We start from the raw sequence: 20,785 nt of genomic DNA on the forward strand, positions 1-20,785 counted from the left end.
GAGTAGGGATCGCGCCACGCGCCGCGCATGGCACGGACGGGCTAGTCCGCCGGGGCCCCCTGGCCCTCCGCGAGACGGCCCGCGTAGATGTCGGCCTCGCGCGGCAGCGTCACGTCGACCTCGGTGCCGAAGGCGTGCAGCAGGGTGGTGGAGGCGACCGCCACGGCCGCGGCCTGCCGTCCGTTGACGAAGCTGAAGCGCTGGCGGAGCTTGCGGATGCGTCCCTCGTCGTCCAGGTACGCGTCGAAGGGGACCTCGGCCGTGGCGAACCCCTTCGCCGCCGCCGCGAGCGGCGCCCGGTTGTCCGTCGAGGCCGCGCGGGCCGCGCCCGCCAGGTCGGCGGTGCCCCGGTAGTGCCGTACGGCGGTGCCGCCGACGCTGGTGCGGCCCACGTAGGCCGCGGTACGGGTCCCGCGCAGCACCTCGGCGGCGGCGTACGGGTCCGTCGCGCCGCCGGTGACCAGGTTGCCGTCGGAGGCCGTGGCCGCCTCCATCCGGACCCATTTGTCGGCGGGCACGCCCGCGCCCCGGTTCTTCATGAACAGGGCGCCGGGGGCGAGGAGTTCGGTGATGGGCCGGTGCTCCGGGGTGCCGGTGGGGTCCGCCGGGAGGACCACGGTCAGTTCGCCCAGGCGCCGCCTGAAGTCGTAGACGCCCCGGCCCCGGATGGTGACCCGGGTGCCGCCGGTGGCCATCTCCATGGAGGTGGTGGCCCGGGCGGTGCCCGCCGCGCGCAGGGTGTCGGCGGCCTGCCGGAGCACGGCCACCGGCTCGCCGCCCGCGCCGTTCACCCCCTCGGCGGCGGCCCCGCTGCCGGAACACCCCGAGGCGCCCGCCCCGAGCCCGACCGTGAGTCCCATGATCCCCACCGCGACGCCCGTCCTGCCCGCGCGCGTGTGCTGCCGCCGATCCATGGCCTGCCTTACCCCCAGCCGGTTATGTCCGTCACTGGCCCCCTGTCGTTCCGGTTAACGACGGGTAGGGAGTGTTGTCACGCGCCGTCCGGTCCCCGAAAGGAGGCGGGAGGGGGCGTGCGCACGTCCCGGAGCGCGGCCGGTAGCGTGGCGCCGTGGCGTCTGAGGAGGGCCCCGAGGGGGCGCGGGAACACCGTACGGAGACGACCGAGCAGGGGCGCTTCTGCGTGGCGCGGTGCAGTTGCGGCTGGCGGGGGCCCGCCCGGCGGGCGCGCAGCCAGGCGCGGACGGACGCGGAGGGTCACCACGGGGGAGCCTGAGCGCACCCGTCTTTTTGCCCCCGCTTTCAGTGGTGTTCGAGCCGCTGGGTGAGGGCGTCGAGGAGATCGCGGTCACGGGGGTGGCTGATCCGGGTACGCGCCTCGGCGGGCGCCAGCCACACCACCCGGTCCACCTCGGAGTTGGGCACGAACGCCCCGGAGACGGCCTCGGCGGCCCAGTACCGCACCTGCTTGGGGCGTCCGTCGACCGGATACCGCAGCGTCGGCAGCTCCGCCCCCAGCTCGGCCGCGTAGCCCGTCTCTTCGCCCACCTCCCGCACGGCCGCCGCCTGAGCGGACTCCCCGCGCTTCAGCTTGCCCTTGGGATGCGACCAGTCGTCGTAGCGGGGCCGGTGCACGAGACACACCTCGAGGGCGCCGGTGCCGGGCGCCCGGCGCCACAGGACGCAGCCGGCGGCACGGATGAGCTTGGGGAGCGCGTGGGGGCCGCTGGGCACGGGGGCTCCTCGGGGTCAGGGGGTCAGGGCATCTGCTGCCAGGTCTGCTGGAAGGTGAATCTCGCGGCTTCGACCTCGTGGCGTTGGTCGGCGTGGAGGACGCCGAGGGCGTAGGCGGTGGCCGGTGCGATGCGGGGGGTGCGGGCGGCCTGGGCGGCCTCGGCGGCGGCCTCGGCGGCGTCGCGGTGGCGGGTGAGGGCCTCGGCGGCGGGGCGCAGACGGGGGTCGGCGGGGGCGGTGTGCGGGATCTCGCGGGCGTAGCGGTGCAGGCGGAGCAGGAGCCGTACCTGGTGCCAGGGGCCGTCCTGGGGGTGCGGGGCGGGGTCGGGGGAGAGGCCGTGGATCAGGGCCTGCGCGTTGTAGGGGTCCCCGGCGGTGACCAGGGGCAGCACCGAGACGGCACCGGCGAGCCGGTCCTCGGCGGCCGCGGCCGGCGGGCGCAGGTCGGCGGTCGCGGCACCCGGCGCCAGCGGGACCTCACTGGCCAGCAGGGCGACCCGGTCGGCGACGGCGTGGAAGCGGGCGGAGCCCAGCGCCTCCAGCGCGGCGGAGTGGGCGCGGGTCCGGGCCAGGGTGAGCCGGCGCTCCAGCAGCGCGCCCGCCTTGACCGCGCCGACGGTGAGACTGCCCCGCTCGGGAACGGGCGCCGGGGCACCCGCGTGCACCACGGCCCCCACCGGCACCGGAGTCGACCCCGAGAGCCGGTGCAGCGCGAGCAACAGCCGGTCCAGCCGGGCCTCTTGGGAGTGCTCCAGCGCCAAGGTGCCGGACACCCAGGCCAGTTCGGGCCGCATCGAGTCGGCCCAGGCGGGGTCGAGCAGGGTCCGGAAGGTGTGCAGGGCGGCGCTGATCCGGCGGGCGGAACGGCGCAGCGCCCGCCCCGCGTCGGCGGCTCCCTCGGCCCCGTTGCCGTTCTCCCGCTGGGCCCGCAGCGCGCGCAGGAACTCGGTCGCCTGCGCCCGGAGATACGCGGCGAGGTCGTCCCCGGCGGGGGCCGTACCGGCGGGGACGGCGGCCCCCGCCGGGACGGTCTCCGGGTGGGGACGGTCAGGGTGTCGTGGTGCCACGCCGGCGCCTCCGGGCGTCAATGAGCATCTCCTGTACGTTGCGCAGGGGGTGTCCGTCGGCGTCGGTCGCGTGCCGGGTCCACTCGCCGTCGGGGCCCAGGTGCCAGGAGGCGGTGGTGTCGGACATGCCGGTGTCCAGCAGGCGGTTGAGGGACGCCCGGTGGCCGGGGTCGGTGACCCGGACCAGCGCCTCGATCCGGCGGTCGAGGTTGCGGTGCATCATGTCGGCGCTGCCGAACCAGACTTCGGGCTCGCCGCCGTTGCCGAAGGCGAACACACGGGAGTGCTCCAGGAACCGGCCGAGGATCGAGCGGACCCGGATGTTCTCCGAGAGCCCCTCCACGCCGGGCCGTATCGCGCAGATGCCGCGCACCCAGACGTCGACCGGGACGCCCGCCTGGGAGGCCCGGTAGCAGGCGTCGATGATCGCCTCGTCGACCATGGAGTTGACCTTGATCTTGACGAAGGCCGGACGGCCCGCGCGGTGGTGCTGGATCTCCTTGTCGATGCGCGATATCAGGCCGTCCCGCAGGGACTTGGGGGCCACCAGCAGCCGGCGGTAGGTCTCGCGGCGGGAGTAGCCGGAGAGCCGGTTGAAGAGGTCGGAGAGGTCCGCGCCGACCTGCGGGTCGGCGGTGAGCAGCCCGAGGTCCTCGTACAGCCGGGCCGTCTTCGGGTGGTAGTTGCCGGTGCCGACGTGGCTGTAGCGGCGCAGGGTCTCGCCCTCCTGGCGGACCACCAGCGACAGCTTGCAGTGCGTCTTCAGCCCGACCAGGCCGTAGACGACGTGGCAGCCGGCCTCCTCCAGCTTGCGCGCCCACTTGATGTTGGCGTGCTCGTCGAAGCGGGCCTTGATCTCGACCAGGACGAGAACCTGCTTGCCGGACTCGGCCGCGTCGATCAGGGCGTCCACTATCGGGGAGTCGCCGGAGGTGCGGTACAGCGTCTGCTTGATCGCCAGCACGTCCGGGTCCTGCGCGGCCTGCTCCAGGAACGCCTGCACCGAGGTGGAGAAGGAGTCGTACGGGTGGTGCAGCAGCACGTCCCGCTGGCGCAGCGCGGCGAAGATGTCCGGTGCGGAGGCGGACTCCACCTCGGAGAGGTCGCGGTGGGTGCCCGCGATGAACTTGCGGTACTTCAGCTCCGGTCGGTCCAGGCTGTGGATGCGGAAGAGGCCGGTGAGGTCGAGCGGGCCGGGCAGCGGGTAGACCTCGGCCTCGGAGATCTTCAGCTCGCGCACCAGGAGGTCCAGCACCTCGCGGTCGATGTCCTCCTCGACCTCCAGGCGCACCGGGGGCCCGAAGCGGCGCCGCATGAGTTCCTTCTCCAGCGCCTGGAGCAGGTTCTCCGCGTCGTCCTCCTCGACCTCCAGGTCCTCGTTGCGGGTGAGCCGGAAGGCGTGGTGCTCCAGCACCTCCATGCCGGGGAACAGCTCCTCCAGGTGCGCCCCGATCACGTCCTCCAGCGGGACGAACCGGCCGGGGCTGCTCTCCAGGAAGCGGGACAGCAGCGGGGGCACCTTCACCCGGGCGAAGTGCTTGTGGCCGCTGACCGGGTTCCGTACGACCACGGCCAGGTTCAGCGAGAGGCCGGAGATGTACGGGAAGGGGTGCGCGGGGTCCACGGCGAGCGGGGTCAGCACCGGGAAGATCTGGTGCCGGAACAGGGTGAACAGGCGGGCCTGCTCCTTGTCGGTCAGCTCGCTCCAGCGGACCAGGTGGATGCCCTCCTCCGCGAGCGCGGGGGCGACGTCCTCGTGGTAGCAGGCGGCGTGCCGCGCCATCAGCTCGCGCGAGCGGGACCAGATCATCTCCAGCACCTCGCGGGGCTGGAGACCGGAGGCGGAGCGGGTGGCGACCCCGGTGGCGATGCGGCGCTTCAGACCGGCCACCCGGACCATGAAGAACTCGTCCAGGTTGCTGGCGAAGATCGCGAGGAAGTTGGCGCGCTCCAGCAGCGGGGTGGTGGGGTCCTCGGCCAGCTCCAGCACGCGTTCGTTGAAGGCGAGCCAGCTCCGCTCCCGGTCCAGGAAGCGGCCCTGGGGCAGCGGGGCGCCGTCGGTGACCCGCTCCTCGTACACGTCGAGGCCGGCGTCGAGATCGGGTTCCAGGTCGGATACGGTCGCCGCGACCGTGTGCGGCCGGTGGGCCGCGATCGAGCCCACGGGGGGCTGCGGCCGCAGGGTGGCGTCGGGGGACGGGTGGGCCGGTACCTGGGCTTCTCGCTGACTCATGAACCCATTCTTCCGCGCCAGGGGCGTTACGGCAGCGTCTGTTCTCAAGTGATCCGCGGGAACGGACGCGCCACCCTCGGCCCCCTCGGGCCGCGGCTGAAAGTGGGGGGCCACGGGTTCCATCGCCCGAGGGTCGCAAGCGGTTCTGAATCAAGGGTTACGGGCACATGACGTGCGGGAAATCGGGGGGCGGCCCCCAGGGGCCGCCCCCGCCGGTCAGCCGGTACGCCGCCGCAGCACCACGAAGGAGGCGGCGGTGAGCAGGGCGGTCACGACCAGCAGCAGGGCGCTGGTGGTGAGCTGGAGGGGCCAGTAGTGGGATTCGGGGTGGTACGAGGAGAAGAACCCGGTGCCGCCATGGCGCTCGTAGAGCCGCTCGCACCGGTCCGTGATGTCGGCCGCGCAGTAGGGGGTGGGCACGTGGGTCCCGGTGCTGGTCACCATGCCATGCGTGACCTCGATACCGGAGAACTCGCCCGCATAGCCGTCGCCGAAGTCGTTCACCTCGGTCACCGACGGCCACAGGTACGGCATGAGCCAGTGGGCGGCGGTGAACAGCAGCGCGGTGACGGCGACGGTGATGCCGAGGGCGGGCAGCGTGCGCGGGACCAGCAGGCCGGTCAGCGCACCCAGGGCGAGGGCGGCCAGGCAGACGGCGACCAGGGCGGGACCGTTGGCGTAGAAGGTGCGCAGCAGCCACCAGCCCGCGCGGGTACCCGTCCGGCCCTCGGACGACGACCACGCGTAGCGGTGCAGGGCCACCAGCAGGCCCGCGCCCGCGGTGACGACCACGGCCGGGAGCGCCAGCCGGGAGGCGAGCCAGCGGGCCGGGGTGATGCCCTGGGTCCAGGCCAGCGGCGCGGTGCCGGACTCCAGCTCCCGCGCGGTCAGGGTGGCACCCGCCCAGGCGGCCACCAGGAACGGCATGAGGAACAGCGCGTCGGTCACCAGGTCGTACGTGCTCATGTAGAGGCTCAAGCCGTCGTCGCGGACGCTGCACGGCCCTTCACCACATGCCTGGACCTGCTGCCAGCCTCGCGCGGCCTGGTCCACGAGCGGCCCCGCCAGCCACGCCAGAAGCCCGGCGCCCACGACTACCAGGACCGCCCAGGTGACCAGCGCCCACCGGTGCAGCCGGAACGTCCAGCGGGCGGAAACGGAAAGGCTGCTCACGCGGCACGCTCCTCGTTCAGGGTGAGCGCGGGCGCGTCCGCGCCGCGCAGGTGGGCGAGGACGAGGTCCTCCAGGGTGGGGCGCCCGGTGCGCCAGTCGCCCGGGAGCGGCCCCGTCGGCCGGATCAGCGCGGAGAGCTGCCGCCCGGTGGTACGGGAGTCGACCACCGTGTGCCCGGTCAGCGCGCCCTCCTCGGCGGAGCCCGCGACGCGCAGGTGGGCCGCGAGCAGCCCGTCGATGTCCCCGGCCAGCCGCACCCGGCCGGAGCCGACGAGCAGCAGGTGGTCGCAGGACTCCTCCACCTCGGCGACGACATGGGAGGACATGGCGATGGTGGTGCCGTGCTCGGCGGCCGTGCCCATCAGCACGCCCATCAGATCGTGCCGGGCGAGGGGGTCGAGGTCGGCCATCGGCTCGTCCAGCAGCAGGAGTTCGGGCCGTTTGCCCAGTGCGAGGGCGAGCGCGACGCGGGTGCGCTGGCCGCCGGAGAGGGACCGTATCCGCGCACCGGGGTCCAGCTCGCCCCCGGCGACGATCCGCTCCGCACCGGCCGCGTCCCAGCGGCCGGGGTTGAGATCGGCACCCATCCGCAGCGTCTCCGCGACCGTGAGCTGCGGATACAGCGGCTTGGCCTGCGCGACGTAACCCACGCGGGGCCGCGCCTCGGCCGGCGAGGTGCCCAGGACCCGCAACTCGCCCTCAGTGGGCGGCATGAGACCGGCCGCGATGGCGAACAGGGTACTTTTGCCAGCCCCGTTGGGGCCCACCACGGCACACACCCGCCCGGCGGGCAGCCGGAACGAGCAGTCCCGCAGCGCCCAGTTCTCCCGGCGCCCGTACCGTCTGCCGAGGCCGACCGCCTCGATCGCGGTGTCGCTCATGAACGTTCTCCCTGGAAGTTCTTGTCGAGGACGGCCGTGAAGAGGGCCGCCATGTCGTCCCGGTCCCACCCGGCACCGACCGCGCGCGCCGCCCACTCCTCCAGCTCGGCCCGCAGCGGCGAGTCGGCCGGGGCGGCGCCGAGCGAGCGGCGGACGAAGGTGCCCATCCCGCGCCGCGCCTCCACCAGTCCCTCCCGCTCCAGCTCGCGGTACGCCTTCAGGACGGTGTTGGGGTTGATGGCGGTGGCCTCCACGACCTCACGGGCGGTGGGCAGTTGGTCTCCGGGGCGCAGCAGTCCGAGGCGCAGGGCCTGCTTGGTCTGCTGGACGATCTGCACGTAGGTGGCGACCCCGCTGTGCCGGTCGATGCGGTATTCGACCACGCGCTGAACCACCCTTTCACTAATTGAGTAGTGGAAGAGTGATGCAGAAGAGGGGCGCCCGTCAAGCTCCGGGCGCCCCTCAACTCGGTCCAGGTCAGGGAGGGTTCACGTCTCCGTGCGGTACATCAGGTCCGTCTCGTGGGTGGTGAAGCCCAGCCGCTCGTACACCGACACCGCGGCCTTGTTGTCCGCGTCGACGTAGAGCATCGCGGTGGGCAGGCCGCGCCCGGCCAGGTGGCGCAGGCCGATCGTGGTGAGCGCCTTGCCGAGGCCGCCGCCCTGGCGGCCGGGGCGCACCCCGACCACGTACACCTCGCCGAGCCCCTCCTCGGCGTGCGCCTTGGTCCAGTGGAAGCCGACCAGCTCGCCGTCCTGCTCGGCCAGGAAGAACCCGGCCGGGTCGAACCACGCCTCGCTCTCCCGGTCGTCCAGGTCGCGCCGGGTCAGCGAACCCTGCTCCGGGTGGTGGGCGAACGCCGCCGCGTTGACCGCGAGCCACGCCTCCTCGTCCCGGCCGGGCTCGAAGGTCCGTACCGTCACGCCCTCGGGCAGGACGGGGTCGGGCAGGTCCAGGTCGGTCAACGGGCGCCGCATCTGGCGCAGTTCGCGGAACAGGGTCAGGCCGAGCACCTGGGTCAGGTGCCGGGCCGCCGGGTGGCCGCCGTGCGCCCAGACGCGCAGCCGCTTGCCGGAGGCGGCCAGCAGCGCGGTGCCGAGCGCCCGGCCGTGCCCGTGTCCCCGGTGCGAGGGGCGTACGACCAGCTCGGCGGCGGGTGCCTCCACCGGGTCGGTGTCCTCCAACTGGGCGTAGCCGACCAGGTCGTCCCCGGCGTACAGCAGCAGATGGGAGACGCCCGGGCGGGCGCCGCCGCGCAGTTGCAGCCGGCCCTGCTCGGACACCGGCTGCTGCCCGTCGGCGCGGGCGGCCTCGGCGAGGAGTGCGAGCACGGCCTCGGCCTGGCCCGGCGTGAGTGCGGCGTGCGTCTGAAGGGAGCGGGCGGGGATGGACCGTACGGAGTCGTCGCTGCTCATGCGTACGAGGGTACGGCGCGCGCGGCCGGCGCCGGGTGCGCGGGAATCCGTTTCCGTCCGGCGGGGTCCGGCGGGGAGAATGCGGGGCATGGGACATCTGGACGTGGCGCATCTCGAGTACTACCTGCCGGACGGGCGGGCGCTGCTCGGTGATGTGTCGTTCCGCGTCGGCGAGGGCTCGGCCGTCGCGCTGGTCGGCCCGAACGGCGCGGGCAAGACGACGCTGCTCAGGATCATCGCCGGTGAACTCGACGCGCACGGCGGCAAGGTGAGCGTCAGCGGCGGACTCGGGGTGATGCCGCAGTTCGTGGGCGGCGTCCGGGACGAGTCGACCGTCCGCGACCTCCTCGTCTCCGTCGCCCCCAAGCGCATCCGCACCGCCGCGAAGGCGGTCGACGAGGCCGAGCACGCGATCATGACCGTGGACGACGAGGCCGCGCAGATGGCGTACGCCCAGGCCCTCTCCGACTGGGCCGAGGCCCAGGGGTACGAGACGGAGACCCTGTGGGACATGTGCACCACGGCCGCGCTCGGCATCCCCTACGACCAGGCCCAGTGGCGCCAGGTGAACACCCTGTCCGGCGGTGAGCAGAAGCGGCTGGTGCTGGAGTACTTCTTCCGGGGCCACGACGAGGTGCTGCTGCTGGACGAGCCGGACAACTATCTGGACGTGCCCGGCAAGCGCTGGCTGGAGGAGCAGATCCGGGCCACCCGCAAGACGGTGCTGTTCATCTCGCACGACCGGGAACTGCTCGCCCGCTCCGCCGAGCGGATCGTCAGCGTGGAGCCCGCCGAGGGCGGCGCCGACGTCTGGGTGCACGGCGGCGGCTTCGCCACCTACCACGACGCCCGACGCGAGCGCTTCGCCCGCTTCGAGGAGCTGCGCCGTCGCTGGTCGGAGAAGCACGCCCAGCTCAAGAAGCTGGTGGTCACCCTCCAGCAGGCGGCCTCGGTCAGCCACGAGATGGCCTCGCGGTACGCCGCCGCGCAGACCCGGCTGCGCAAGTTCGAGGAGGCGGGACCGCCGCCCGAGCCGCCCAAGGAGCAGGACATCCGCATGCGGCTGCGCGGCGGCCGTACCGGGGTGCGCGCGATCACCTGTGAGGCGCTGGAGCTGACCGGGCTGATGAAGCCGTTCGACCTGGAGGTCTTCTACGGCGAGCGGGTCGCGGTCCTCGGCTCCAACGGCTCCGGCAAGTCGCACTTCCTGCGCCTGCTGGCGGGCGTCGACATCGCGCACACCGGGCTGTGGAAGCTCGGCGCGCGGGTGGTGCCGGGGCACTTCGCGCAGACCCACGCCCACCCCGAGCTGGTCGGCCGCACCCTGCTGGACATCCTGTGGTCCGAGCACTCCCAGGCGCGCGGCCCGGCCATGTCGGTCCTGCGCCGCTACGGCCTGGACCGGCAGGCCGAGCAGAACTTCGAGCGGCTCTCCGGCGGCCAGCAGGCCCGGCTCCAGATCCTGCTGCTGGAACTCGCCGGCACCACCGCCCTGCTGCTCGACGAGCCCACCGACAACCTGGACCTGGAGAGCGCCGAGGCCCTGCAGGAGGCGCTGGAGGCGTACGAGGGGACCGTGCTGGCCGTCACCCACGACCGCTGGTTCGCCCGCTCCTTCGACCGCTTCCTGGTCTTCGGCTCCGACGGCCGGGTCCGCGAGACCCCGGAGCCGGTGTGGGACGAACGCCGGGTGGAGCGCGCCCGTTAGACCGTGTCCGGCGGGGGTGTCGGCGCGCCGGGCAGCCGGACGGTGGCGACCGTGCCGCCGTCCGGGGCGCGGTCGAGCGTGACCTCGCCGCCCGCCTGCTGCACCGTACGGGCCACGATGGACAGGCCCAGCCCCGAGCCGGGCAGGGCGCGGGCGCTGGGGGAGCGCCAGAACCGGTCGAAGACGTAGGGGAGTTCGTCGGCCGCGATGCCGGGACCGTGGTCCCGTACGGTCAGCACGCCGTCGGTCAGCCGGACCTCGACCGTGCCGCCCTCGGGGCTGAACTTCACCGCGTTGTCCAGGATGTTGACCACCGCGCGCTCCAGCGCGGACGGCTCCGCCCGGACGAACCAGGGCTCCAGGCCGGCGGTGATCGTCAGCTCCGGCCCGCGCAGCCGGGCCCGGCGCAGCGCCTCCTCGACGGTCTCCTGGAAGGAGAACACCTGGACCCGCTCCCCGCGCTGCCCCTCGGCGCGAGACAGCTCCTGCAAGTCCCCGATGAGCGCCGCCAGTTCGGTCATCTGGGCCTTCACCGAGGCCAGCAGCGCCTTGCGGTCGGCGGCCGGGATCGGGCGGCCGGTCTCCTCGCTGCGGGTCAGCAGCTCGATGTTGGTGCGCAGTGAGGTGAGCGGGGTGCGCAGCTCGTGCCCGGCGTCCGCGATCAACTGCTGCTGGAGGTCGCGGGACCCGGCCAGCGCGGTCGTCATCGAGTTGAAGGACCGGGAGAGCCGGGCCACCTCGTCGTCGCTGTCGTCGGCCACCGGGATACGGACGGCCAGGTCCTCGGTGCGGGCCACGTGCTCGACCGCCTCGGTCAGCTTGTCCACCGGCCGGAGTCCGGCCCGCGCCACCGCGAGCCCGGCCACGCCCGCGCCCACCACGCCGATCCCGGAGACGAGCAGCAGGATCAGCGCCAGGTCGCTCAGGGTGCGCTGGGTGTCCTTCAGGGAGAAGGCCACCATCACGGCGACCTCCGGGTACGGCTGCGTCCCCGGCGCCCCGCCGACCGGCACCGCGCTGGTCATCACCCGTACGTCGTCGCCCTTGGAGTCGACGCCGTCGCGCAGGGTGCGCCGGCCGAGGGTGGCGTGCCGGGCGGCGGCCACGTCCGCGTCGGTGGTCTTGACCGTGCCCTCGGAGAACGGGGTGACGCAGGTCTTGCCCTCGGCCGTGACGATCTGCAGGTACAGGAAGGAGGGCGGCCCCTCGCCGGAACCGGGGGACTGCGGGCAGGTCAGCAGCAGCGTGGTCACCTGGTCGGGGCTGAGCGGGCGGCCGAGGCTCTGCAGGCGCTCGTCCATCTCGCCGTAGAGCTTGCCCTGCACGATGAACCAGCAGGTCACCGACACCGCCGCCACCGCGAAGGCGACCGCCGCCGCGACCAGCATCGCGAGCCTGGCCCGGATCGGCAGCGCCCGGTAGCGGCGCATCAGCCTGCTCACTCGGCGCCGCCCTGCCGCAGGACGTACCCGACGCCCCGGACGGTGTGCACGAGCCGGGGCTCGCCGCCCGCCTCGGTCTTGCGGCGCAGGTACATCACGTACACGTCGAGGGAGTTGGAGGAGGGCTCGAAGTCGAAGCCCCACACCGCCTTGAGGATCTGCTCACGGGTCAGCACCTGGCGCGGGTGCGCCATGAACATCTCCAGCAGCGTGTACTCGGTACGGGTCAGCTCCACCGGCCGCTCGCCCCGCCGGACCTCCCGGGTGGCGAGGTTCATCCGCAGGTCGCCGAAGGTGAGCGCCTCGTCCTCGCGGGCCTCGGCGGACACGCTCCCCGCGTACGAGCTGCGCCGCAGCAGGGCCCTGATGCGGGCGAACAGCTCGTCCAGCTCGAAGGGCTTGACCAGGTAGTCGTCGGCCCCGGCGTCCAGCCCGGTCACCCGGTCCCCGACCGTGTCACGGGCCGTCAGCATCAGGATCGGGGTGGTGTCCCCGGTGCTCCGGATGCGGCGGGCGGCGGTCAGGCCGTCCATGCGGGGCATCTGGATGTCCAGCACGACCAGGTCGGGCCGGTAGTCCCCGGCCTGCTCCAGCGCGTCCGCTCCGTCGACGGCGACCCGGGTGTCGTACCCCTCGAAGGCGAGGCTGCGCTCCAGTGCCTCGCGTACGGCCGGTTCGTCGTCGACGATCAGGATGCGCTGGGGGTCACGGTCGCCTTCGGCGGGGCTCATCGCTGGCGGTACCTCGTGGGTGCGGTGGGTCGTGGACGGGCGGTCCTCAGCCTCGCACGTTTCGGCTCCGCCGCGTTCGAGGCCGGGGGGTCAGACCCCGGCCGGGGTGAGCCGGGTCAGGGCGGTGAGGCGGTTCAGCGGCACCTTGCGGCGGTGCGGGCGGGCGGCGGAGGTGCGCAGGCCCATGAGCTGGGGCGCGGGGGTGGGCAGCTCGGGCAGGCGGGGGTTGGGGTCGGGCGTGTGCAGCTCGTGCGCCACCTCGAGGGCGACGGCGACGTTCGCCGGTCCGGAGACAGGGGCCTGGTGCGAGACGCGCTTGATCATGACGTTCTCCCTGCTGCTCGGTACTGCGCTGGTGCTTGAGTCGCGTGTACGGGGCTGTCAGCTCGTGGAACCCGCCCGGAGCTTCGCCAGGTCGGCCTTGACGGTGTCGACGGGGATGGCGAAGCCGAGTCCGATGCTGCCCGCGTCCGAGGACGAGGAAGCCTGGGAACCCGAGGAGTACATGGCGGAGTTGATCCCGATCACCCGGCCCGAGGCGTCGATGAGGGCGCCGCCGGAGTTGCCGGGGTTGAGCGAGGCGTCGGTCTGGATGGCCTTGTAGGTGGTGGTGGAGGAGCCGGTGTCGCCGTTGAACTCACGGCCGCCGAACTGGAACGGCCACTGCTCGTCGCCGCCCGGTCCCTGGCCGCTTCGGCTCTCGTCGGTGGAGACGGTCACGTCCCGGTCGAGCGCGGAGACGATGCCGCTGGTCACGGTGGAGGTCAGCCCCTCGGGGGAGCCGATCGCCACGACCGTGTCACCGACCTGGAGGCCCGAAGAGGTGCCCAGCGGCGCCGCCTTGAGCCCGGAGGCGCCCTCCACCCTCAGCAGCGCCAGGTCCTTGGAGCTGTCGGTGCCGACCACGCGGGCGGTGCGGCTGGTGCCGTCGCTGGTGCGCACCTTCACCGAGGAGGCGCCGGAGACGACGTGGTTGTTGGTGACGATCTCGCCGTCGCCGCTGACGATCACGCCGGAGCCGGTGGACGAGCCGTTCGCGAGGGTCGCGTTGACCTCGACCACGCTCGGGGTGAGCGCCGCGGCGATGTTCGCCACGTCGCCCTTCTTGCCGGCCGCGACCACCGGGGTGGCCGTGTCGGTGGCGGTGGTGCCGTGCCCGGTGAGCTGCTGGAAGGCGTAGGCGGTGCCTCCGCCGACCGCGGCCGCGACCAGTGCGACCGCCGCGAGCAGCGTGACCGGACCGCCGGGACGCCCCCGCCGGTGCCCGGCCCCCGCGGTGGGGGCGTGGGCCGGCGGTGGCGGCCACTCGGGGTGCGCACCGGCCGCGGGGAAGGCCGCGTACGGCGGTGCGGGAGTGCCCTCGGGGTGCCCGTCCTCGTGGCCGCCGCCGCGGCGCGTGCTCTCGGTCATACGAGGAGCATGTCCCGCGACCATGAGAGCTTCGTGAGGCCCGGCTGAGAAGCCCGGCAGAACCGCCTTCGGTTCCTATGAGACCGCTCTGACCTGCGGGTTTCAGCCCGCGCAGCCGCAGCTCGCCCGGACCTGGAGGCGGGAGGGGAAGGTCTTCAGCCGCTCCCGGCGCGAGCCCGCCACGCGCAGACCGTCGTCCAGCACCAGGTCGACCGCCGCGCGGGCCATCGCCGGGCGGTCGGAGGCCACCGTGGTGAGCGGCGGGTCGGCGAGCGCCGCCTCCTTGATGTCGTCGAACCCGGCCACCGCCAGCTCGCGCGGCACGTCGAGGCGCAGCTCGCGGGCGGCCCGCAGCACGCCGATGGCCTGGTCGTCGGTGGAGCAGAAGATCGCGGGCGGTCTGCGCGGCCCGGCCAGGATCTCCAGGGCCACCTTGTAGGCGTCGTAGCGGTTGTACGCGGCCTCGAAGAGGCGGCCCTCGGTGGACAGCCCGGCCTCGGTCATCGCCCGGCGCCAGCCCTCGACGTGGTCGGAGACCGGGTCGCCCACGGCCGGGGTGTCGGCGGTGCCGCCCATGCAGGCCACGTACTCGTACCCGTGCTCCAGCAGATGGCGGACGGCGAGCTGGGCGCCGCCGAGGTCGTCGGTGGTGACGGCGACGTCGTCGATGGCCTCCGGGCGCTCGTGCAGCAGCACCACGCGGGCGTCCCACGCCTCGATCTCGGCGGCGGCCTGGTCGTTCAGCGCGTGCGAGACGAGGATCAGACCGGAGACGCGCATGCCGAGGAAGGCCCGCAGATAGTGGACCTCGCGCTCGGCGATGTAGTCGGTGTTGCCGACCAGGACCATCTTCCCGCGCTCGGAGGCGGCTTGTTCGACCGCGTGCGCCATCTCCCCGAAGAAGGGCTGGCGGGCGTCCGGGATGATCAGACCTATCAGGTCGGTACGGCGCGAGGCCATCGCCTGGGCCACCCGGTCCGGGCGGTACCCCAGCTCCTGGATGGCCGCGAGGACACGCTCGCGCGTGGCCGGGGCGACCGGCCGGGGTCCGTTGTTGATGACATAACTGACCACGGCGGTGGAGGTCCCCGCCAGCCGTGCCACATCATCCCGAGTCACCTTCGCCACGCGCGGAGTCTACGCGGATTGACCCGCCCTGGGCAGGGCATTCGTGGCGTGGACCGAGGGCCGGCGACAGCCGGGGGTGCCATGGCACTACCCCGGCCGGGACGGCTCTAAGCCTCCGCCGCGACCCCGCTGTCCTCGGTGAGGGGGGAGGCGTCCCCTTCCGTCGCCTTTGCCCGGCCCGAAGCGGCCCGCCGGGCCTCGGCACGGGCCTCCTCGGCGGCCCGGTCCGGCTTCTCCGGGGTGACGAAGCGGTATCCCACATTGCGGACGGTGCCGATCAGCGACTCGTGCTCCGGGCCGAGCTTGGCCCGCAGCCGCCGTACGTGCACGTCCACGGTGCGGGTGCCGCCGAAGTAGTCGTAGCCCCAGACCTCTTGGAGGAGCTGGGCGCGGGTGAAGACGCGGCCGGGGTGCTGGGCGAGGTACTTCAGCAGCTCGAACTCCTTGAAGGTCAGGTCGAGCACCCGGCCCTTGAGCTTCGCGGAGTAGGTGGCCTCGTCCACGGAGAGGTCGCCGTTGCGGATCTCCATGGGGGAGTCGTCGGTGACGAGCTGCTGGCGGCCCATCGCGAGCCGGAGCCGGGCCTCGACTTCGGCCGGGCCCGCGGTGTCGAGCAGTACGTCGTCGATGCCCCAGTCGGCGGTGACCGCGGCGAGCCCGCCCTCGGTGACCACCAGGACGAGCGGACAGCCCGGCCCGGTGGAGCGCAGCAACTGACACAGGCTGCGCACCTGGGGGAGGTCGCGGCGGCCGTCGACAAGGATGACGTCGGCGCCGGGGGTGTCGACGAGGGCGGGGCCCTCCGCCGGGGCGACCCGGACGTTGTGCAGCAGCAGGCCGAGGGCGGGGAGCACCTCCGTCGACGGCTGGAGGGCGTTGGTCAGGAGCAGCAGCGAACTCATACGTCTGGTTCCTCCTCGGTCCCTGCGAGGACGCGTCCGGTGCGGTACCGAAAGCACAAAAGGACTCGGGGGCTTCGCTGCCCGAGTCCTCTGCCCAGCAGAATAGCCCACATGAGCAATCGTCCGGCGGGCCATGCGGCACGTTCCACCATTCGTCCGAATTCCGAGACGGGCCAAACGCCTGGTGTCCGGACTTTTCTGCGTACGGCCGACGGAATTCCGGTGGATTCCGTATACGATCCCGGGCCCGCCGTATACGAAACGGAGCCGGCGGAGGTGGTCTTCGTGGTCGCGCACGGCTTCACGGGGGACGTGGACCGGCCGCATGTGCGCCGGGTGGCCCGCGCGCTGGCCGCGTACGGGGCGGTGGTGACCTTCTCCTTCCGGGGGCACGGCGCATCCGGCGGGCGCTCCACGGTGGGCGACCGGGAGGTGCTGGACCTGACGGCGGCGGTGGACTGGGCGCGCGGCTTCGGGCACGCCCGCGTGGTGAGCGTCGGCTTCTCCATGGGCGGCTCGGTGGTGCTGCGGCACGCGGCCCTCAACCCCGGCACGGTCGACGCGGTGGTCTCGGTCAGCTCGCCCGCCCGCTGGTACTACCGGGGCACCGCGCCGATGCGCCGGCTGCACTGGCTGGTCACCCGTCCCTCGGGCCGGCTGGTCGGCCGGTACGGCTTCCGCACCCGTATCCACCACCGCGACTGGGACCCCGTCCCGCTCTCCCCGGTGGAGGCGGCCGCCAGGCTGGCGCCGGTGCCGCTGCTGGTGGTGCACGGCGACAGCGACGGCTATTTCCCGCTCGACCATCCCCGGATGCTCGCGGACGCGGCCGGGGAGGCGGGGGAACTCTGGCTGGAGCCGGGCATGGGCCACGCGGAGAACGCGGCCGGTGAGGAGCTGCTGGCCCGGATCGGCCGCTGGGCGCGGGCGCACACCGGGCGGGGGACGGACTAGCCTTGGCGGCACCGTCTTTCTTTGTTGTTTCTTTCTTTGTTGTTTCCGCCGTCCGATGAGGAACGAGATGCCCAAGGTCACGGTGCGCTACTGGGCCGCCGCCAAGGCCGCGGCCGGGACCGCCGACGAGCCGTACGACGCCGGCACGCTCGCCGAGGCGCTGGCCTCGGTGCGCGAGCGGCACCCCGGCGAACTCACCCGCGTGCTGCAGAGGTGCGCGTTCCTCGTCGACGGCGCTCCCGTCGGGACCCGCGCGCATGAGACGGTACGGCTGGCCGAGGGCGGCACGGTCGAGGTGCTCCCGCCGTTCGCAGGAGGATGAGGCGTTGAGCGACCAGCAGTCGTACGAGGGCGGCCCGTACTCGGGGTACGACCCCTACGGGCAGCCGCAGAGCCCCGGCAACTGGGCCCCGCCCCCGGGGCAGCCGCAGTTCCCGAACCCCTACGCCGACCCCTACGGGTCCCCCCAGCAGGGCGCGGCCCAGCAGTGGCAGGGGCAGACCTGGGACACCCAGAACCACGCGCGGGTGCCGGTGGCCGAGCAGCCGTACCAGCAGGCCCCCGCGCCCCAGCAGGCCCCCGCGCCCCAGCCGGTGCGGGAGCCCGAGCCCGAGCCCGAGCCGGGCTACGGTCCCGCCACCCTCGCCGGGAACGCCCGGATCACCGACGCGCAGCGGGCCCGCCTGGAGGGCCGTTCCCCGGTCATCGAGCCCGGCATCCAGCCCGCCGCGCTCACCGCGCTGCTCGGCGCCCTGCTCGCCGTGGCCGCGCCGCTCGGCTCGTACGCCCTCGTCGTGCCGCTGGTGCTGCTCCAGGCCGTGACGGCGGCCGGCTGGTTCCGGCTGAACGGCATGTGGCCCGCCCGGCAGGGCATCGCGCTGGCCTTCCTCGGTGGCCTGGTCGCCGACGCGGCCGTGCTGGCGGCGGGCCGCGAGCAGGCGCCGGTGGCGATCCTCGGCCCGCTCGGCATCTGGGTCCTGCTGGCCCTGGTCCTCCAGCTCCGCTCGCACGCGTCGCCCGACGAGCGGATGTACGGCCTGATGGCCACGGTCGCCTCCTCGGCGCTCGCCATCCTCGCCACCGGCTACCTGGGCGCCTCCCCGGCCGCCGTCTCGGCCGGCGCGGCGGCGGTCGCGGTCGCCGTCCTGGTCCGCGCGCTGCCCCTGCCCACCCCGGTGTCGGTCGTCGTCTCCCTGCTCGCGGCGGCGGGCGCCGGCTTCGCCGTGGGCGGCCTGACCGACCTCGGCACCCGGGGCGCGGCCCTCGGCGCGGGCGCCGCCGTCTGCGCCCTCATCGGCCACCGCGTCGCGAGCTACGACTACCCCTCCCGCTTCGTCCACTTCACCGCGGGCGTAGCCCTCCCCCTCGCAGCCGCCGCCCCGGCCGTCTGGCTCCTGGGCCGCGTCTTCGCCTGACCGGCGCCGCCCCACCCCGGCCGGGAGTGATTTCCGGCCGGGGTTTCTCGAAAGCGCCGGGGGTAAACGCGGGAAAAGCCGCAGGACGGCGTGGGTCCGTCACAGGTGATCCACAATTTCCGCCCCCGCGGCTCCGGCGGGGCTACGGTGGCGGCGCCGGAACCGAGCCGCCGACCCTTGGGGAGAACATGCGGGCCCTGCGAATACTTCTGATCCTCGTCGTGATCCTGGGCGGGCTCTTCGTGATCGGGGACCGGGTGGCGGTGCACTTCGCCGAGGGGGAGGTCGCGGACCGGGTGCGGGCGCGGGAGAACCTCGCCTCGACGCCGGAGGTGGACATCAAGGGCTTCCCGTTCCTCACCCAGGTGGCGGCCGGCTCGCTGGACGACGTGGAGCTGGGCATCGAGTCCTACCCGGCGCCCACCGGCACCGAGGGACGCACGATCCGCATCGACGACCTCAAGGCCGACCTGAAGGACGTGAAGTTCTCCGGCGACTACTCCTCGGCCACCGCCAGGAGCGGCACCGGTTCCGCGACCATTGCCTACGACCAGCTCATGCAGGCTGCCAAGACCGAGCCGACCGAGCTGGCGCCCGGCATCACCGCCCAGATCACCCAGCTCGGCGACGGCGGTGACGGCAAGATCAAGGTCTCGGTGAAGCTCGGCATCCCGGCCCTCGGCATCCAGCGGACCGTCCCGGTGCTCAGCTCGATCGACGTCAAGGGCGGCAAGGTCTCCGTGCACGCCGACGCGCTGCCGGTCATCGCGGGCGCCAACCTGGCGGACGGCACCTTCCGCCAGATCACCGACTTCCAGCAGGCCCTGGACCAGTTGCCGGGCGGCATCGCGGTGAGCAGCGTGCGGGCCACGGCGGAGGGGGTGCGGATCGGCGTGACGGGTTCGGAGCTGAAGCTGGCCGGGTAGGACCCGCGAGAGCCTCGTACACCCGTCCGAGTGGCGAGACGTGCTGTCCGTAGGGCAGATGTGCGGCGGACGTGAAGAGTGGCGGAAGCGCCCCTGGGCCCGGAATCCGGTTCCTGGGGGGCTTTCCGTGGGTCCGGGCGCCCGGCTGGTGACCAGTATCCGGACGATCGCGTCTCATCATCCGACACGCCGGTGACACGTGCGCCCGGATCTCCTTACGATCGACGGCATGAAGCGACAGGCGGATCTCACGAAGCGGCGGGCAGTGGACCTGTGCCGCGTTGCCGCCATGCTCTGTCGCCCCTTCTGAGCGGAAGTCACCGCACTCCCGCATCTCCATGCCGCCCTGCTGGAAGGGCATTCGTGCGCCGCCGCACCCGTATGCGCGCGCACCCCTCTCACCGCACGCCACCGTGACTGCCCCGGAGGAGAAAAGCATGAGCCGCAGCGACGTCCTGGTCGACGCCGACTGGGTGCAGGAGCACCTCGACGACCCGACCATCGCCCTCGTGGAAGTGGACGAGGACACGTCCGCCTACGAGAAGAACCACATCCGGGGCGCGATCCGCGTCGACTGGACCAAGGACCTCCAGGACCCGGTCCGCCGCGACTTCATCGACCAGGAGGGCTTCGAGAAGCTCCTGTCGGAGAAGGGCATCGGCAACGACACCCTGGTCGTCCTCTACGGCGGCAACAACAACTGGTTCGCGTCCTACGCGTACTGGTACTTCAAGCTCTACGGCCACGACAACGTCAAGCTCCTCGACGGCGGCCGCAAGAAGTGGGAGCTGGACGCCCGCGAGCTGGTCCCCGGCGACGAGGTGCCCGAGCGGCCGAAGACCGAGTACAAGGCCAAGCCGCAGAACACCGCGATCCGCGCCTTCCGCGACGACGTGGTGGCAGCGATCGGCAACCAGAACCTGGTCGACGTGCGCTCGCCCGACGAGTTCTCCGGCAAGCTGCTCGCCCCGGCCCACCTCCCGCAGGAGCAGTCGCAGCGCCCCGGCCACGTGCCGAGCGCCCGCAACATCCCGTGGTCGAAGAACGCCAACGACGACGGCACCTTCAAGTCCGACGAGGAGCTGAAGGAGCTGTACGCGGCGGAGGACGTCGACCTCGCCAAGGACACCATCGCCTACTGCCGCATCGGCGAGCGCTCGGCGCTCACCTGGTTCGTGCTGCACGAGCTGCTGGGCGTGGAGAACGTCAAGAACTACGACGGTTCCTGGACCGAGTACGGCTCGCTGGTCGGCGTGCCGATCGAGCTGGGCGCGGCCAAGTAAGTCCCTTCGGGGCAGACAGAGTCCATCCCGACCGGCCTTCCGGTCAGACCCCTTACGGAGAAAGACATGTGCGGAGCGAAGGCCGGCGGCCCGGACGCCTCGACGATCAAGCCCGGTGAGACCACCATCCAGGGGCAGGTGACGCGGGACGGCGAGCCGGTGACGGGCTACGTCCGCCTGCTGGACTCGACGGGCGAGTTCACCGCGGAGGTCCCCACCTCCGCCACGGGGCAGTTCCGCTTCTACGCGGCCGAGGGCACGTGGACCGTACGCGCCCTGGTGCCCGGCGGCACCGCCGACCGCACGGTCGTCGCCCAGCAGGGCGGTCTGGCCGAGGTCGCCATCGCGGTCTGAGACGTACGCGGACGCTCGCTGCCGGGGCAGGGGCCGCGCCCACCGGGTTGGACACCTGGGGCGCGGCCCTT

At 73.1% G+C, this 20,785-nt stretch carries 23 protein-coding genes; 9 read left to right on the forward strand and 14 right to left on the reverse strand.

Going from position 1 to position 20,785, the window contains the following annotated elements:
- Positions 1–41: 41 nt before the first annotated feature.
- On the reverse strand, positions 42–914 hold the full coding sequence (locus ACZ3HQ_RS15540; protein WP_467511126.1) for an SCO4651 family lipoprotein: 873 nt from the start codon (positions 912–914) through the stop codon (positions 42–44).
- 155 nt (positions 915–1,069) lie between these two features.
- On the opposite strand from ACZ3HQ_RS15540, the gene ACZ3HQ_RS15545 reads away from it, so the two are divergent.
- A complete protein-coding gene (locus ACZ3HQ_RS15545; protein WP_350904633.1) occupies positions 1,070–1,234 on the forward strand; it encodes a hypothetical protein in 165 nt (54 codons plus the stop codon).
- A 26-nt stretch (positions 1,235–1,260) separates the two neighbouring features.
- Here the strand turns inward: ACZ3HQ_RS15545 and ACZ3HQ_RS15550 are convergent, their stop codons facing one another.
- From ACZ3HQ_RS15550 to mshD, 7 genes are all read right to left on the reverse strand, one after another.
- Positions 1,261–1,692 carry an NUDIX hydrolase gene (locus tag ACZ3HQ_RS15550; RefSeq protein ID WP_467511128.1) on the reverse strand — a complete coding sequence of 144 codons (432 nt, stop codon included), beginning with the start codon at positions 1,690–1,692 and terminating at the stop codon, positions 1,261–1,263.
- Positions 1,693–1,715: 23 nt separating this feature from the next.
- A complete protein-coding gene (locus tag ACZ3HQ_RS15555; RefSeq protein ID WP_467511130.1) occupies positions 1,716–2,759 on the reverse strand; it encodes a CHAD domain-containing protein in 1,044 nt (347 codons plus the stop codon).
- Positions 2,740–4,992 carry an RNA degradosome polyphosphate kinase gene (locus ACZ3HQ_RS15560; RefSeq protein ID WP_467511132.1) on the reverse strand — a complete coding sequence of 751 codons (2,253 nt, stop codon included), beginning with the start codon at positions 4,990–4,992 and terminating at the stop codon, positions 2,740–2,742. The genes ACZ3HQ_RS15555 and ACZ3HQ_RS15560 overlap by 20 nt, the downstream gene beginning before the upstream one ends.
- A 216-nt stretch (positions 4,993–5,208) precedes the next feature.
- A complete protein-coding gene (locus tag ACZ3HQ_RS15565; protein ID WP_467511134.1) occupies positions 5,209–6,165 on the reverse strand; it encodes an ABC transporter permease in 957 nt (318 codons plus the stop codon).
- Positions 6,162–7,046, reverse strand: coding sequence for an ABC transporter ATP-binding protein (locus tag ACZ3HQ_RS15570; protein WP_467511136.1), 885 nt, complete (start codon positions 7,044–7,046; stop codon positions 6,162–6,164). Before ACZ3HQ_RS15570 ends, ACZ3HQ_RS15565 begins: the two co-directional genes overlap by 4 nt.
- Positions 7,043–7,429 carry a GntR family transcriptional regulator gene (locus ACZ3HQ_RS15575; protein WP_467511138.1) on the reverse strand — a complete coding sequence of 129 codons (387 nt, stop codon included), beginning with the start codon at positions 7,427–7,429 and terminating at the stop codon, positions 7,043–7,045. The genes ACZ3HQ_RS15570 and ACZ3HQ_RS15575 overlap by 4 nt, the downstream gene beginning before the upstream one ends.
- Positions 7,430–7,534: 105 nt before the next feature.
- Positions 7,535–8,461, reverse strand: a complete 927-nt coding sequence (mshD, locus tag ACZ3HQ_RS15580; protein WP_467511140.1) for a mycothiol synthase — start codon at positions 8,459–8,461, stop codon at positions 7,535–7,537.
- 88 nt (positions 8,462–8,549) lie between these two features.
- Between mshD and ACZ3HQ_RS15585 the strand changes: the two genes are divergently transcribed.
- On the forward strand, positions 8,550–10,169 hold the full coding sequence (locus ACZ3HQ_RS15585; protein ID WP_467511142.1) for an ABC-F family ATP-binding cassette domain-containing protein: 1,620 nt from the start codon (positions 8,550–8,552) through the stop codon (positions 10,167–10,169).
- On the opposite strand, the gene ACZ3HQ_RS15590 is transcribed toward ACZ3HQ_RS15585, so the two are convergent.
- The 6 genes from ACZ3HQ_RS15590 to ACZ3HQ_RS15615 all read right to left on the reverse strand — a co-directional run bounded on the left by ACZ3HQ_RS15590 (position 10,166) and on the right by ACZ3HQ_RS15615 (position 15,782).
- The gene (locus ACZ3HQ_RS15590; RefSeq protein WP_467511144.1) at positions 10,166–11,611 is read right to left on the reverse strand and encodes a sensor histidine kinase; all 1,446 of its coding nucleotides are present in this window, start codon (positions 11,609–11,611) and stop codon (positions 10,166–10,168) included. The genes ACZ3HQ_RS15585 and ACZ3HQ_RS15590 overlap by 4 nt on opposite strands.
- Positions 11,608–12,342 carry a response regulator transcription factor gene (locus tag ACZ3HQ_RS15595; protein ID WP_467511146.1) on the reverse strand — a complete coding sequence of 245 codons (735 nt, stop codon included), beginning with the start codon at positions 12,340–12,342 and terminating at the stop codon, positions 11,608–11,610. Before ACZ3HQ_RS15595 ends, ACZ3HQ_RS15590 begins: the two co-directional genes overlap by 4 nt.
- Positions 12,343–12,432: 90 nt before the next feature.
- Positions 12,433–12,666: a hypothetical protein gene (locus ACZ3HQ_RS15600; protein WP_467511148.1), complete on the reverse strand. Its 234-nt coding sequence runs from the start codon at positions 12,664–12,666 to the stop codon at positions 12,433–12,435.
- A 57-nt stretch (positions 12,667–12,723) separates the two neighbouring features.
- Positions 12,724–13,752 carry a S1C family serine protease gene (locus ACZ3HQ_RS15605; protein WP_467511150.1) on the reverse strand — a complete coding sequence of 343 codons (1,029 nt, stop codon included), beginning with the start codon at positions 13,750–13,752 and terminating at the stop codon, positions 12,724–12,726.
- Between the two features lie 102 nt (positions 13,753–13,854).
- Positions 13,855–14,880, reverse strand: a complete 1,026-nt coding sequence (locus tag ACZ3HQ_RS15610; protein ID WP_467511152.1) for a LacI family DNA-binding transcriptional regulator — start codon at positions 14,878–14,880, stop codon at positions 13,855–13,857.
- A gap of 107 nt (positions 14,881–14,987) precedes the next feature.
- The gene (locus tag ACZ3HQ_RS15615) at positions 14,988–15,782 is read right to left on the reverse strand and encodes a response regulator transcription factor (RefSeq protein WP_467511154.1); all 795 of its coding nucleotides are present in this window, start codon (positions 15,780–15,782) and stop codon (positions 14,988–14,990) included.
- Positions 15,783–15,893: 111 nt separating this feature from the next.
- Here ACZ3HQ_RS15615 and ACZ3HQ_RS15620 point away from each other — a divergent pair, with 111 nt between their 5' ends.
- The 7 genes from ACZ3HQ_RS15620 (at position 15,894) to ACZ3HQ_RS15650 (ending at position 20,714) form a co-directional block, all read left to right on the forward strand.
- Positions 15,894–16,736, forward strand: coding sequence for an alpha/beta hydrolase (locus tag ACZ3HQ_RS15620; RefSeq protein WP_467511156.1), 843 nt, complete (start codon positions 15,894–15,896; stop codon positions 16,734–16,736).
- Positions 16,737–16,803: 67 nt separating this feature from the next.
- Complete coding sequence (locus tag ACZ3HQ_RS15625) at positions 16,804–17,058, forward strand: MoaD/ThiS family protein (protein WP_391299468.1); 255 nt, start codon at positions 16,804–16,806, stop codon at positions 17,056–17,058.
- 4 nt (positions 17,059–17,062) lie between these two features.
- Positions 17,063–18,151, forward strand: coding sequence for a hypothetical protein (locus tag ACZ3HQ_RS15630; RefSeq protein ID WP_467511158.1), 1,089 nt, complete (start codon positions 17,063–17,065; stop codon positions 18,149–18,151).
- A 188-nt stretch (positions 18,152–18,339) separates the two neighbouring features.
- Positions 18,340–19,077: an LmeA family phospholipid-binding protein gene (locus tag ACZ3HQ_RS15635; RefSeq protein WP_467511160.1), complete on the forward strand. Its 738-nt coding sequence runs from the start codon at positions 18,340–18,342 to the stop codon at positions 19,075–19,077.
- A 229-nt stretch (positions 19,078–19,306) separates the two neighbouring features.
- A complete protein-coding gene (locus ACZ3HQ_RS15640) occupies positions 19,307–19,387 on the forward strand; it encodes an Ms5788A family Cys-rich leader peptide (RefSeq protein WP_350751515.1) in 81 nt (26 codons plus the stop codon).
- 127 nt (positions 19,388–19,514) lie between these two features.
- Complete coding sequence (locus ACZ3HQ_RS15645) at positions 19,515–20,360, forward strand: sulfurtransferase (RefSeq protein ID WP_467511162.1); 846 nt, start codon at positions 19,515–19,517, stop codon at positions 20,358–20,360.
- A 66-nt stretch (positions 20,361–20,426) separates the two neighbouring features.
- Positions 20,427–20,714, forward strand: coding sequence for a DUF1416 domain-containing protein (locus ACZ3HQ_RS15650; RefSeq protein WP_004986406.1), 288 nt, complete (start codon positions 20,427–20,429; stop codon positions 20,712–20,714).
- Positions 20,715–20,785 lie beyond the last annotated feature (71 nt).

It is taken from the genome of Streptomyces sp. NPDC018263 (assembly GCF_055562575.1).

Coding starts and splice junctions, on each gene's coding strand:
- ACZ3HQ_RS15645 (WP_467511162.1), top strand. CDS start 19,515: ATGAGCCGCAGCGACGTCCTGGTCGACGCCGACTGGGTGCAGGAGCAC.
- ACZ3HQ_RS15635 (WP_467511160.1), top strand. CDS start 18,340: ATGCGGGCCCTGCGAATACTTCTGATCCTCGTCGTGATCCTGGGCGGG.
- ACZ3HQ_RS15560 (WP_467511132.1), bottom strand. CDS start 4,992: ATGAGTCAGCGAGAAGCCCAGGTACCGGCCCACCCGTCCCCCGACGCC.
- ACZ3HQ_RS15570 (WP_467511136.1), bottom strand. CDS start 7,046: ATGAGCGACACCGCGATCGAGGCGGTCGGCCTCGGCAGACGGTACGGG.
- ACZ3HQ_RS15600 (WP_467511148.1), bottom strand. CDS start 12,666: ATGATCAAGCGCGTCTCGCACCAGGCCCCTGTCTCCGGACCGGCGAAC.
- ACZ3HQ_RS15585 (WP_467511142.1), top strand. CDS start 8,550: ATGGGACATCTGGACGTGGCGCATCTCGAGTACTACCTGCCGGACGGG.
- ACZ3HQ_RS15650 (WP_004986406.1), top strand. CDS start 20,427: ATGTGCGGAGCGAAGGCCGGCGGCCCGGACGCCTCGACGATCAAGCCC.
- ACZ3HQ_RS15640 (WP_350751515.1), top strand. CDS start 19,307: ATGAAGCGACAGGCGGATCTCACGAAGCGGCGGGCAGTGGACCTGTGC.
- ACZ3HQ_RS15605 (WP_467511150.1), bottom strand. CDS start 13,752: ATGACCGAGAGCACGCGCCGCGGCGGCGGCCACGAGGACGGGCACCCC.
- ACZ3HQ_RS15625 (WP_391299468.1), top strand. CDS start 16,804: ATGCCCAAGGTCACGGTGCGCTACTGGGCCGCCGCCAAGGCCGCGGCC.
- mshD (WP_467511140.1), bottom strand. CDS start 8,461: ATGAGCAGCGACGACTCCGTACGGTCCATCCCCGCCCGCTCCCTTCAG.
- ACZ3HQ_RS15615 (WP_467511154.1), bottom strand. CDS start 15,782: ATGAGTTCGCTGCTGCTCCTGACCAACGCCCTCCAGCCGTCGACGGAG.
- ACZ3HQ_RS15595 (WP_467511146.1), bottom strand. CDS start 12,342: ATGAGCCCCGCCGAAGGCGACCGTGACCCCCAGCGCATCCTGATCGTC.
- ACZ3HQ_RS15540 (WP_467511126.1), bottom strand. CDS start 914: ATGGATCGGCGGCAGCACACGCGCGCGGGCAGGACGGGCGTCGCGGTG.
- ACZ3HQ_RS15620 (WP_467511156.1), top strand. CDS start 15,894: ATGAGCAATCGTCCGGCGGGCCATGCGGCACGTTCCACCATTCGTCCG.